This is a genomic window from Adlercreutzia sp. DFI.6.23, assembly GCF_024462535.1.
Classification (GTDB): domain Bacteria; phylum Actinomycetota; class Coriobacteriia; order Coriobacteriales; family Eggerthellaceae; genus Adlercreutzia; species Adlercreutzia rubneri.
The window spans coordinates 249,936-262,593 of sequence record NZ_JANGBP010000001.1 but is presented as its reverse complement, the minus strand read 5'-3'; the positions used below and the strand labels follow the sequence as shown (position 1 = coordinate 262,593).

Genomic DNA, 12,658 nt, shown 5'->3' with positions numbered 1-12,658 from the left:
GATAGGTTTGACCTGGGATTTCTTCGCTTCCTTATTGACAGCGGGTCATTTTCTCCGCAGACGCGCCGGAGCGTTTACAATAGATGGGAGGTTAGGGGGAAATCCATGGGAACGCGTTTCACTGCTTCGTCGCCCGTCATCATCGCGCTTCTGGGATGCGCACTCGCGCTCAATGGCACCTGGGTCATGGGGGCGTTCCAAAGCGTGGGCATCTTCGCCTTCGCGGATCACGGCGAGTCTGTCTTAGACGCGGTGTACCTGGTTTCCATCACGGTGCTTTCCCTCACGCTGTTGCTCGTCGGCTACTTCGAGCACGGCGCAGGACGCCTGCTCGCCCGCAGGGGCACTTTCTGGGTCTCGGCGGCGTGCACCGTGCTCGCGACGTTGGCCATGCCCCTCGGCGGTCTTCCATCCCCGGAGGGCTCGCTCTTCGTTGCCGGCACCGGGGTGCTGTCGGGGGTGGCCTCGGCGCTTTTCCTCATGTACTTCGGCATGGCGCTCTCCCGCGTATCGCTGCGCGAGGCCACAGCGGCCGTCGCCATCGGGCAGATCGCCTCGCCGCTTCTGTTCAGCTTCTCGCTCGTGCTCTCGCCTCCGCCGGCCTTGGCCTTCACCGCCCTGTTGCCCGTCGGCGCGGCTGTTGCCCTGTGGGCTGCCATCCGCCGTATCCGCGAGGCGGCGCAGACCAGCGTCATCGAGCTGGCCGACCAGCACCCCCTCACCGACGCCGACGAGCATCGCCAGGTCTCGCGCCTCGTCTTCCGCATCGTGCTCTGCGTGGCCCTCGTTGGCTTCGCCCACGAGCTCATGCGCACCCTCTACATACAAATGGACATCGCGAGCGCCGGAGGGGCTGCCTACGCCCTCGTGCAGGCGCTGGCTGGGGCGGCGGTGGTCATCGGCGCTATCCTCATCGCCCTGGCCATGATGAGCGTGAAGACCCTCTCCATGCCGCGGCTGTGCTACGGCGGCATCACGCTGTTTCTCATGGTGGGCGTCTTGCTGGGGCCGGCGCCGCTTCTTTGGGCGTCCCTGACGAGCATCGTCCCCTATGCCGTGAACCAGGCGGCCAACTCGTGCTTCGGCCTGTTCATGTGGATCATGACCGCTGCCCTCTGCCAGCGTTTCTCCGCCACTCGGGTGCGTACCTTCGCGCTCATCCGCGCCGGCTGGGCCCTAGGTCCCCTGGCGGGGCTTCTGCTCGGCCGCTTCGCCCTACTGGTGGGCGGCCTTACGCCTGCGACCGTATACGCCTGCATGCTCGTGGCGGTGCTGGCGGTGTTCGTGGCCATGGGGGCCGTGTTCAACGAGCGCGTACTCATGGAGACCATGGACATCCTGCCCCTGGAGCGCCGCGAACGCTTCCAGGACAAGTGCCGCCTCATCATCGAGCGCTACGGCCTGTCGGAACGCGAGGGCGAGATCATGATCATGTTCGCGAAGGGCCGCAACCTCGCCTACATCCAAGACGAGTTGTTCATCTCAAAGAGCACCGTGAGCACCCACCGCCAGCACATCTACAAGAAGCTCGGCATCCACTCCCAGCAAGAACTGCTGGATTTGGTGCAGGCCGCTAACCCTTACGGGGAGTAGGAGCCGCAGTGGCCGCCAGCCGAATTCCCCGGCCAGTCGGGACGACGCAAACCGCCTCTACCGCTCGTACACGTTCGGCACGTTCAGCAGGGCGCTCATGGCGTTCACGATGGACTTGGGGTCGTTCACCTTGCGGGCGCGGGGCTTCATGGGGATGCGCTCGGAGCGGCCGCGCTTGGTGACGTCGGCGGCGAACACGTCGGTGGACAGGGTCAGCGCGCCCGTGGGGCAGATGTCCTCGCAGCAGCGGCACTGCACGCAGCGGCCCGTGTAGTGGTCGATGCCGAAGGGCTTGCCGGTCTCCGCGGCCGTAGCGGCGTCGCCGAACTTGTGGATGGCCTCCGTGGGGCAGAACGTGGCGCACATCTGGCAGGACGTGCACTTCTCGGGATCGATGATGACGTGGCCGAACAGCCGCGTGTCGATCATGACGTCGTCCGGCTCGCCCATGTTGCTGAGGGCCAACAGCAGCCGGCCGCGACGCTCGGGCAGGAAGTGGGGCAGCGTGCCGTCCTCGCCCACTTTCGCGAACTTCGGCTCTTCCTCTTCCTCGGCGCCCAGCTTCTCGCGCACCACGTGCTCGGCGGTGATGGCTGCGGCGGCCCGGGCCTCGTCGCGCATCGACGAGAAGAAGCCGCGGCGCCCCGTGTCGAAATCGGCCGGCGCGGTAAGGCGCACGGAACGGGGCAGCTTGGTGGTAAGCTTCACCGTGACGTCGCTGCCCCAGGTCTCCAGCAGCAGGGCGGCCGTGTCGCGCACGAGCCGGGCCGTGCGGTCGACAGCGGCGTCCACCTCGGCGGCCTCGTCGGCGGCTTCCGTGGCCAGCGAATCGGCGGCCGCGGGGTCGGCATCGGCCGCGGCGGCCCCTTCTCCGTCGGTTGCGGCCCGCGGCCCCGCCACGAGGACCACGGAGCTCGCGCCCCCGGCGGCCAGCACGGCGATGAGGCTCTCGTCCACCCGGGCGAGGCTCTTCACCGCCACCACTTTCGCCGGGTCGTACTTGCCCTCGGCGGCCGCCTGCATGGCCTCGTCCATGACCACGGCCACCCCGTCGTTGGCCTGCATGGCCGCCACAGCCGCCTTCAGCAAGCCCTTGTCGTCGGGCTTCTTCGATTCCAGCGCCGCCGTCGGGCACACGGTAGCGCAGGTGCCGCAACCGATGCAGCGTTCGGGGGCCACGGCCAAGTCGTTGCCTTCCACGAGAATGGCACCCGTCGGACACGCCTCGGCGCAGCGACGGCAGGAAGCGTTGCGATTGCGCACCACCACGCACCGGCTCGGCTGCACCGCCAGCGACTGGCTCTCAAGCTTCTCGAAAAGTCCCAGAATGTTGTCCATGGATATCCTCTCCCACTAACCGCTGCATGGCGCAACAAAATACGGCCGGCTTTGCACAGCCGATCCGCCTGGCGCCTCGATATCCATGTTAAAGATCAAAGAGGGCCGAATCGTTGCGGTCATGGTGGTTCCTTCCACAAATCATCGTCCCCAAACCCACTGCTCAGTATGGCGAAAACGCCCCGCTCTGTCAACGAAAAAGAAGGGGGAGAAATCCTACCGCCAGCACCCGCCCGCGACTACGCGAATCGAGGGAGGCCAATCGAGAAAGCGCGTCACGGCACTGCTCGGCGGTGGGCTCCGGCGGGATGACGAGCACCCGCACGGTCGGGTCGATCCGCCGTGCCACCTCACTCACCAACGTGGTCTTCCCGGCACCGTTGGGGCCGGTCAGGGCGATGTGATCGGCGTTCCCGACAGAAAACGGGGGCACGAGAAGCCGACGTTCCCCAAGGGCCAGCGTCAGCTCCGGCTGCCGGTGGAGAACCTTGCGCGCGCTCGGCTCGGCGCGCATCCATAAGTCACCGTCGTAGCGCTTCTCCACCTTAACCGACGCCAGCGTCTCCTCAGCGCGAGACAGGCGGCCCTCCATACGGGAGCTCAGCTTGCCGGCCACGCCGTCCTTTCCCGTGTAGACGGCCAGCTTGACGCGCGCCTTCCCGCTATGGTCCTTCGGGTCGAGGTTGCGGCAGCTGCGCATGCCGGCCGCCCGCGAGGCCTCCTCCCGACGGCGCTGGGCCTCCCCCGCGAGGCGCTTTCTCTCGCGCTTCGCCTGATCGCGCCGGCGGACGGCCGTTTCCCGCTCGAGCTGCTCCTGCCCGCGCCCCTGGCTGTAGCCGCCGGGCCGCGCCGTCACCTGACCGGCCGCCATGAACAAGCACTGGGAGCACAGCGCATCCAGCAGGGCGCGGTCATGGGAGATCAGCAGGCCCACGCCCTTGAAGCGCGCAAGAGCCGCCGTGACGGCCTCGCGGGTGGGGACATCGACGTGATTGGTGGGCTCGTCCATAACAAGCAGATCGGGACGCTGCCAGAGCGCGCAAGCTACCTGCAGCCGCTTTTGCTGGCCACAGGACAAGGTGTCGTGGCGCCACGGCCAGTCGTCTTCCACGTCTAAATCACGGCGAAGGGCCACGGCGTCGCGGTCGTAGGCAGCGCACTTTCCATCTCCCGACAGATCCGAGCCGACCCCGAGCCTGCAATTCCCTCATTCAGACAAGAAAGCTCGCGCACGAAGACAAGATTTTCGAGTTGTTAGGCATGCGCCTGCAAAACACCGTCAGGATTCATCATGCCGTAAAATCACTTCGTCGTAAAACACCAGTTCGCAATTATTCTAACCAAACACTAAACTTCCTGTCGCGCTCTGCATCTCTCTTCTCGTGTCTAACAACTCAAAAATCTGTACCGCAACCGACGGAAATCTTTTCCGGCGGCCTTGACGGCTGTGTATAGGTGTGTATATACTGTGCATGTAGGGTATATACACTATTCACGCCCTTGCCGCGCCCGGGACGCTGGGGCGGCAAGGGCCGAAACTAGGACGGCACATCGCCGCACCTTGGGCGCTCGTCGCGAAGACGAGCGCTGCCGGAGCTCGCGATACGCCGTCTGCGAAAGAGGCACCTTGGACATCATCATTTCAAACGGAAGCAGCGAGCCCATCTACGAGCAGATCACGCGTCAGATCAAGGCGGCCATCATGGCCGGAGAGCTGGCCGAGGGCGATCCCCTTCCTTCCATCCGCGCCCTGGCGAACGATTTGCGCATCAGCGTCATCACCACCAAGCGGGCCTACGCGGAACTGGAAGAAGCCGGCTTCATCGACACCGTGCAGGGCAAGGGTTCCTTCGTCGCCGGAGGCAACCTGGAGCTTCTGCGCGAGGAGCGGCTGCGCCAGGTGGAGGGACACCTCGCCCGCGCCGTGGCCGAAGCGGAAAACGCCGGCATAGAAGCCGCCGATCTGCACGCCATGCTGGATGTGCTGCTGGAAGAAAACTGAACGAGGAGCGGACATGACTTACCTCATGGAAATAGACAACCTGGGCAAGCGCTACGATGACTTCGAGCTTTCCGGCGTGAGCCTGGCCGTGGAACCGGGCTGCGTCGTCGGCTTCATCGGATCGAACGGCGCTGGCAAGACCACCACCATCAAGGCGGCCTTGGGGATCATCGCCGCCGACGAGGGTGCCGTGCGCCTGTTCGGCCAGCCCATCGCCTGCGGCAGCCCCGAGCTGGACACCATCAAATCGCGCATCGGCGTCGTGCTGGACACCTGCGCCTTCCCCGACACCTGCCGCGTGGGCGATGTGGGCGCTATCGGGCGGGCAGCCTACCGCGAATGGGACGCCGTCCAGTTCGCCGCGCTGTGCGACCGCTTCAACCTGGCCCCGAAAAAGAAGGTGGGCGAGCTCTCGCGCGGCATGGGCATGAAGCTGACGCTGGCCTTCGCGCTCTCGCACAACCCGGAGCTGCTCGTGCTTGACGAGGCCACCGCCGGGCTCGACCCCATCGCCCGCGACGAGGTGCTCGACCTGCTGCGCGACTTCATGGCCGAGGGCGACCGCGGCATCCTCATGTCCACCCATATCACCTCCGACTTAGAAAAGATCGCCGACGAGGTCGTCTGCGTCGATGCCGGCCGCATCGTGTTTACGGCCCCCAAGGATGCCATTACCGACGAGGCCGGCGTGGCCCGCTGCCGCGCCGCTGATGTGACCGCCATTCTTGACGTCGGCTTTTTCGCCCCTGGGGAGGCCCGCATCCTGCGCCACGACTACGGCTACGACGTGCTCGCCCCCGACCGCTTCGCCTTCGCCCGCGCCTTCCCCGATATCCCCGTGGACAAGGCCACCATTGAAGATTACATGACCCTCACTTTGAAGGGAGAATCACGATGAAAGCCATGATTGTTTCCGACTTCGCCGTCCTGCGGAGCGTTCTTTTGCAGCTGCTCGGCATCTGCCTCGTCATCGCCCTATTCATGGGATACGTCATGGGCGCGGTGGACACTGCGGCCGCTATTGCCGCCATGGTTCCCTTCACGGGTCTGTTCAGCCTCGCCGCCTACGACGAGCAGAACAACTGGGAGCGCTTCCGTCTCACCTTGCCCCTCACTCGCCGCCAAGTGGTGTTCGGACGCTACGCCTCCATCGCCCTTCTCACGGTGGGATCCCTAGCCTTGGCTCTCGTGCTGGGCCTGGGAATTGCGGCCCTGGCGGGGCTCCTGCCGGCGGAGTGGCTGCCCGAGAGCCTCTCGCCGTCTGAAAACACTCCTGAAATGATCGTAGGATCCACAGTAGGCGGCGTGTCCGTCGTCGCCATCGCCATGGCAGTGGCGATGCCCGTCATCACGCGCTTCGGAATGACGAAGGCCGCCCGCATCGTTCCTATTATCGTGGTTCTCATCGTCGCCTTCGCTGTCGCCTTCTTCGGCAACGGCGTCCAGCTCACCGGCGTCCTCGCCGACCTCGTGCAGTGGCTCGACACCGGCAACAACTACCTCTTCCTCGCCGCCGCCCTGGTAGCCGTTGTCGCCCTCATCTACGTGGCCAGCGCCTTCGTCGCCGCCAAGCTCTACGAGAAGCGCGAGTTCTAGCTTCAGAAGCCCAAGGCGCCTCCTGTGCGCAAAAAAGTGCGATTGTGCGAGTCCTAGCCCCCTTTTTCGAGGCGTCGTGCAGAGAAAAGTGCGATCGTGCGAGCTTGAAACTCGCACGATCGCACTTTTTTGCGCACTAACTCGGCAATCGCCGTCGAGAGGCCTTGGAAACCTTGTGAAGGCCTTGCTTTGGTCTGATTTCGGACTATACTAGCAAACTCGTTAGTCCGAAATCAGACCAATCGCATTTTGAGGTACAGAAAGCCCATGAACGCCGACAAGATCGCACTCAACGAAAACACCGCGCTCGACGAGAAAAGCCAAATCGCGGAGACAATCCGCGCCATCGATGATTTCTACCGCCAAGCTGACGAGTTGTATCGCCAAACCGCGTGGCGCATGGGACTCCCTGATTGCGCCTTCGATATCGTGTACGCGCTCGTCAACGAAGATGGGCTCACACAGAAGCAGTTGTGCGAGCTCGGATTCTCTTCGAAGCAAACGGTGCACTCGTCTATCAAGCGCATGGTCGACAAAGGCGTAGTCGAGCTGCGAGGAGACACGCCCCGCACTCAACGCGTTTATCTGACTGGTTACGGGAGAAAGCAGTACGAAGCCCACATTCAAGCCGTACTGGCCGCCGAGCATGAAGCCGTCGCAATCTTCACCGATGAAGAGCAGCGCCAACTTACCAGCGCCATGAAGCGCTACATCAACGCGCTGAACGAAAACCTCTCGGCTCTCACCTTCCACTAGAGACGCCCGCTTTCCTTGCTTGTTCTGCCCTCTTTTCTCCGAAAGGTTTCCCCATGTCAGTCGATATGTCCAAACATTTCTCCACCAGCGCCCTCATTCGGTTCACGCTGCCCACCATCGCCATGATGATCTTTACCTCGTGCTACACCATCGTGGACGGGTTCTTCGTGTCGAACTACGCGGGCAAAACAGCGCTCGCCGCCGTGAACCTGATCGTCCCCGCCGTGATGATCCTCGCCTCCGTGGGCATGATGATCGGCACCGGGGGCAGCGCCCTTGTGGCCAAGACCTTGGGCGAGGGCGATCGGCCCCGGGCGCGGCGCCATTTCTCGCTGCTCGTCATCTTCGCCTTCGCCGTGGGCTCGGTGCTTTCCCTTGGCGGCTGGTTCTTCATGGAGCCCACGGCTACCATGCTCGGCGCCACGCCGGGAAGCCAGATGCACCATGACGCCGCGCTTTACGGCCGCATGATGATGATCTCGCTGCCGTTCTTCATCTTGCAGTATGCCTTCCAGAGTTTCTTCGTCACGGCGGGCAAGCCCAAGTACGGCTTTCTGGTCATCGTGGCGGCCGGCGTGGCGAACATCCTTTTGGACTTCCTGTTCGTCGGCGTGTTCGGCTGGGGGCTTCCCGGTGCGGCGCTCGCCACGAACATCGGTGAACTCATCGGCGGCGGCATTCCGCTCGTCTACTTCGCCCGCAAGCGCTCGACGCACCTGTACTTCGTGCGGCCGCATCTGCGCTGGCCCGTCATCGGGAAGGCCTGCGCCAACGGCTCGTCGGAAATGGTCACCAACATCGCCATGAGCCTCGTGGGCATCCTATACAACTGGCAGCTTCTGCGCTTCATCGGCGAGGACGGCGTGGCGGCCTACGGCGTCATCATGTACACCGTGATGATCTTCTCGGCCGTGTTCATGGGCTACTCCGTGGGCACTTCCCCGCTCATGAGCTTCCAGTACGGCGCCCAGAACCATACTGAAATGCGCTCGCTTCTGTGGAAGAGCCTCGGGATCATCGGCGTGGCGAGCATCGTCATGTTCCTGCTCGGCCAGTGGCTCGCCGCCCCGCTTTCGGCCATCTTCGTGAGCTACGACGCGGCTCTGCTGGAACTCACCGTGAGCGCTTACAAGCTGTACGCCCTGTGCTTTCTGTTCATGGGATTCGCCATGTACGCCTCGGCGTTCTTCACGGCGCTCAACAACGGACTCGTCTCGGCGCTCATCTCGTTTCTGCGCACGCTCGTGTTCCAAGTGGCGGCCGTCATCGTGCTGCCGATGCTGTTCGGCATCGATGGCATCTGGCTCTCGGTCACGGTGGGCGACGGGCTCACATGCCTGGTGGCCGCCACGTTCATGATCGCCCTTTCGGGCCGTTACGGCTACCGCAAAGGCGGCCTGAGCCCGAAGGCGAAAGCGAAGGCAGAAAACGGGGGCTAGGCCACGTTTTCTGCATCGTAGTCAACTTATCTACATCATTTCGGCACCCCTTGATGCAGAAACCAAGTTTACTCGGGCGGGTGGGGGACGCAGCGCACCCTCACCCGCCTTGCTTGATGTCGCAGCACCTCCTACACAGCGTCGGCGCGCAGGGCCTCTACCACGTTGTCGGCGCGGCAGCGGTGCATGCCGTAGGCCACCGACGCACCCACGGCGACCACGGTCATGGCGGCGGCCAGGGCCACGTAGTTCCAGGGCAGAGTGAAGGGCAGCCCCGTCATAGAGCCGGAGATCACCTGCCACAAAAGGAAGGACACGAGCAGCGACAGCAGCACGCCGGGCACGAGGCCGCGGATGCACCAGGCGACGCATTCCTCGGCCACCATGGCACGGAACTGCCGGTTCGAAAGGCCCACCGACTTCATAACGGCGAACTCGCGGCGGCGCAGGATAAGGCTGTTGGTCACCGTGTTGAACACGTTGGCCATGGCGATGAGCGCCAGAATAACGGCGAACAGCAGGCAGAACACGTTCACCACCGTGGCGATCATCTGGTTGGAATCGCGCTGCTCGATGTAGTCGTTAAAGGAGTAGAACGCCAGCCCGTAGGGACTCTTGTCATGGAAGTACGCGCTGCCGGCCGTCGCCAGCTCCTCGGCGAGCGCGCCGTGGTCTCCATCGGCAGAGTCGAAATAGCTATAGAAGATGGGGGACGTGCTGCCGAAACCCTGGTAAGCCGCCATGGACTCGGGCACGATGAGCTGCAGGCCCTCCCCACGGGCACTGGCGATGGCAGGCGCCTCCTCGGCCAGGGCGACAACCTCGACGGAGACCGTCTGCGCCTCCGCCTCCTCCAGAGGGAACCATTCGACCCCGTCGTCATCGCCTTCAAGGTAGGGCTGGAAGGCGAAGGCCTCAGCATTGCCCTCTCCGGATGTTGCGCCGACGCCGATGCCCGCCGCCGGCTCGCCGTGATAGGTCACCGCCGTAAGGGCCTCCAAAGTGCCCGGCTCTCGCAGCACGTTGAGCAACTGGTAGACGCTGCCATTGTTGCCGTAGCCCTGGGCCAGGGCGATGGCCCGCAGGTGAGCCGGATCGCGAAAGTCGGCGGGGTCAAGCCCCAAGCTCTTCGCGTAGTCGTCGAAGGCGGCATCGTCCAAGTAGGCGACGGAGCCGACCGCGCCGATGCTGCCGTCGGCCATCGTGCCGCCCGTGCCGTTGCTCGTATCGGCAAGGGCGTCGCCCGCCATGGCCTCGGGAAGAATGGCGTAAATGTCCGCCGTCATCTTCCAGCCCACCGGCTGGGCGCCGGCCACTTGGGAGAGATCGGCGAAGGCATCGGCGAACACCTGGGCCTGCGCTGCGAACAGCTCGTTGTTCGCAGCCGCGACGGCTTCGGGCGTCGTCGAGGCAGCGGGCTGGGCAGCGCCCTCGGCAGCCGCAGGACCGCTGGCTGCAGCATCGCTTTCGCCAGCCGCCGCGCCTCCGTCATCAGCTTGCGCGTTCCCGCCGGCCGTCCCTTCGTCCTGGGACGCCTTCGCATCCAGCTGGGCCCAGACGCCCACTTGGCCGGCCGGCTCGCCGCCGCCGGTCACCACGTTGGTCAGGGTGCCGAGGAACACGTTCAGTGAGCCGGCGGTCATGAGCAGCACGATGGCCAGCGCCAGCGACACCGAGGCCGCCCGGCCCTTCCCCGTGCCGCGCTTGCGGTTGATGCGCGCCAGCATGCCGCCGACGCCGAGCACGCGCCCGGCCGCCCCGCGGGCCTTCCAAAGCCGTGACGCCTCGGTGCACCTCGCGGCCCGCGCCGCCCCGCGCCGGGAAACGCGGCTGCCGCTGGCGGCCCGCAGCGAGTCGATGATGTTCGTGCGGCTCGCCCGCTTCGCCGGAATCCACACGGACACGAGCACGGTGACGAACGTGAGCACCGAGGCCGCAAGCAGCACCCAGCCGCTCACGGCCACGCGGAAGGGCACTTCCACCGACCCGGCCAGCTGGGAGATGGCCGGCCCAAGCGCCGCGAAAGTGGCAGCGCACCCGGCAAGACCGATGAGAAGCCCACAGGGGATGCCGATGACGGCCACGATGGCCCCTTCCAGCACCACGGCCCGGCGCAGCTGCCGGCGCGAGGCGCCCACCGAGGACAGAAGCCCAAACTGCTTGATGCGCTCGGCCACCGAGATGTTGAAGGCGTTGAAGATGAGCGAAACGCACGCCACGACGATGACCGCCGCCAGCACCACGACCAGGCCGTAGAACGTCGCCCAAATGGAGGAGTCGCTGGAAACGCCCATGTAGCGCAGCATGGCCGTGTGGAGCACCACATGCTCGTCGGGGAACAGCGCCTCTGCGGCTTCTTCCACCTGCTGGGTGTTGGCCACGTCGTTCAACGTGAAGAACACGTCGGTAAAGGCGTCGGGCGCGGCGCCCCCAGCGGTCACGCCCACCATGCCTGCCGCCGTGGAAAGGGCGTAGCCCGGACGATCGTAAAAGCCCACCACGGTATAGGTGCTCTCCTCGGTGTTCGTGATATCCTCGTTGAAGATGCCGCCGTCGATGTCCGCCTCCAGCACGCCCATGGAGGAGTTGAGCGGTGTGCCGTCGGTGATCTCGCTCTCGTGGGCCTCCCCCTGCACGCCCCACGAGGCGGTCATGGTGCCCGCGGACATGGATCCCTCCTCGCCCGGGGCGAGTCGGGCCACCCGCTGGCCCACGTCGAAGGTGACCGTATCGCCGAGGTTCACCCCGCCGTAGTCGTTCCACGTGGAGAAGAGCATGATCTCGTGGTCGTTCTCGGGCAGGCGTCCCTCGCTGGGCGTAATGCCGCAGATGTCGCCCACGTCGCCTTCGATGGAGCGAATGGCCAGATAAGTTCCCTGGGTATTCTGCTGGTCGGCAGTCAACGCGGCGAAGCCGACATCGCGCAGGATCGCCGTGCCAGCCACCTGCGGGTCGGCTTGGGCGTCGGCGACCTTCTCGTCAAGCGCCGAGCTGCCATCGGCTTCCACGCAGGCCATCCAGGTGCCGGCCAGGTGCGCCTCGGAACGATAGAGGTAGTCGTTCAGCGACACATAGGTGGTGAGCACCGCCGTGAGCAGGGCCGCGGCCAGGGCCACGCCGGCGATGGTCACGAGCGTGCGCACTTTGTTGGCACGCAGGCTCTTTACGGTGAAGTTCGTCGTGGCGTTCATCGGCGGATCCTCTCGTCGCGCACGATGCGGCCGTCCTCCACGGCGATGATGCGGTCGGCGGCCAGCGCGATCTCCTCATCGTGGGTGATGACGATCATGGTCTGGCCGAACTCGCGGTTGGAATCGCGCAGAAGCTGCATGATCTCGCAGCTGTTGCGGGTGTCCAGGTTGCCCGTGGGCTCGTCGGCGAGCACTACCGCCGGCGCGTTCATGAGGGCGCGCCCGATGGCCACGCGCTGCTGCTGGCCGCCGGAGAGCTGGCTGGGCAGATGCCCCTCGCGGCCGGCGAGTCCCAACCTTTGCACGAGGCCTTGCAGGCGGCCCGCGTTCACCGTGCGGCCGTCCAAGGCCACGGGCAACGTCATGTTCTCCACCACGTTCAGCACCGGCACCAGGTTGTAGAACTGGTACACCAGCCCCACCTCGCGGCGACGGAACACCGCCAGCTCCTCGTCGGAGCGCGCGTACACGTCGGCGCCGTTCAGCAGCACATGGCCCGAGGTGGGCCGATCCACGCCGCCGATGAGGTGCAGCAGGGTGGACTTGCCCGAGCCCGACGAACCCACGATAGCCACGAACTCGCCCTCTTCCACGCTGAAGGACACGTCATCCAGGGCGCGGGTGGCCGCCTCGCCCTCTCCGTAGATCTTCGTCAAGTGGCTGACCGTCAAAATGTCCATGCCAGATGCCTTTCTTCTCCTGGTTTCCCAATCTACGGAACAAGTATGGCGGCCACCCATTGC

General features: G+C 64.9%; 10 protein-coding genes. 6 read left to right on the top strand and 4 right to left on the bottom strand.

Going from position 1 to position 12,658, the window contains the following annotated elements:
* Positions 1-105 precede the first annotated feature (105 nt).
* Complete coding sequence (locus tag NE591_RS01150) at positions 106-1,593, top strand: LuxR C-terminal-related transcriptional regulator (RefSeq protein WP_227070428.1); 1,488 nt, start codon at positions 106-108, stop codon at positions 1,591-1,593.
* Between the two features lie 57 nt (positions 1,594-1,650).
* Here NE591_RS01150 and NE591_RS01145 read toward each other — a convergent pair whose 3' ends face one another.
* Together NE591_RS01145 and NE591_RS01140 are read right to left on the bottom strand one after the other, a co-directional pair.
* Positions 1,651-2,931, bottom strand: coding sequence for a 4Fe-4S binding protein (locus tag NE591_RS01145; RefSeq protein WP_114539496.1), 1,281 nt, complete (start codon positions 2,929-2,931; stop codon positions 1,651-1,653).
* 190 nt (positions 2,932-3,121) lie between these two features.
* A complete protein-coding gene (locus NE591_RS01140; protein WP_227070429.1) occupies positions 3,122-4,066 on the bottom strand; it encodes an ATP-binding cassette domain-containing protein in 945 nt (314 codons plus the stop codon).
* Between the two features lie 492 nt (positions 4,067-4,558).
* Here NE591_RS01140 and NE591_RS01135 point away from each other — a divergent pair, with 492 nt between their 5' ends.
* From NE591_RS01135 to NE591_RS01115, 5 genes are all read left to right on the top strand, one after another.
* Complete coding sequence (locus NE591_RS01135) at positions 4,559-4,933, top strand: GntR family transcriptional regulator (protein WP_114539498.1); 375 nt, start codon at positions 4,559-4,561, stop codon at positions 4,931-4,933.
* Positions 4,934-4,946: 13 nt separating this feature from the next.
* Positions 4,947-5,831 carry an ABC transporter ATP-binding protein gene (locus tag NE591_RS01130; RefSeq protein ID WP_114548857.1) on the top strand — a complete coding sequence of 295 codons (885 nt, stop codon included), beginning with the start codon at positions 4,947-4,949 and terminating at the stop codon, positions 5,829-5,831.
* Complete coding sequence (locus NE591_RS01125; protein WP_227070431.1) at positions 5,828-6,529, top strand: ABC-2 transporter permease; 702 nt, start codon at positions 5,828-5,830, stop codon at positions 6,527-6,529. The genes NE591_RS01130 and NE591_RS01125 overlap by 4 nt, the downstream gene beginning before the upstream one ends.
* Positions 6,530-6,796: 267 nt before the next feature.
* Positions 6,797-7,285 carry a MarR family winged helix-turn-helix transcriptional regulator gene (locus NE591_RS01120; RefSeq protein ID WP_227070432.1) on the top strand — a complete coding sequence of 163 codons (489 nt, stop codon included), beginning with the start codon at positions 6,797-6,799 and terminating at the stop codon, positions 7,283-7,285.
* Positions 7,286-7,338: 53 nt separating this feature from the next.
* A complete protein-coding gene (locus NE591_RS01115; RefSeq protein WP_227070433.1) occupies positions 7,339-8,724 on the top strand; it encodes an MATE family efflux transporter in 1,386 nt (461 codons plus the stop codon).
* A 131-nt stretch (positions 8,725-8,855) separates the two neighbouring features.
* Here the strand turns inward: NE591_RS01115 and NE591_RS01110 are convergent, their stop codons facing one another.
* Positions 8,856-11,915 (bottom strand): ABC transporter permease, encoded by a 3,060-nt coding sequence (locus NE591_RS01110; protein WP_227070434.1) that lies wholly within the window; start codon positions 11,913-11,915, stop codon positions 8,856-8,858.
* Positions 11,912-12,595 (bottom strand): ABC transporter ATP-binding protein, encoded by a 684-nt coding sequence (locus NE591_RS01105; RefSeq protein ID WP_022740744.1) that lies wholly within the window; start codon positions 12,593-12,595, stop codon positions 11,912-11,914. The genes NE591_RS01110 and NE591_RS01105 overlap by 4 nt, the downstream gene beginning before the upstream one ends.
* Positions 12,596-12,658 lie beyond the last annotated feature (63 nt).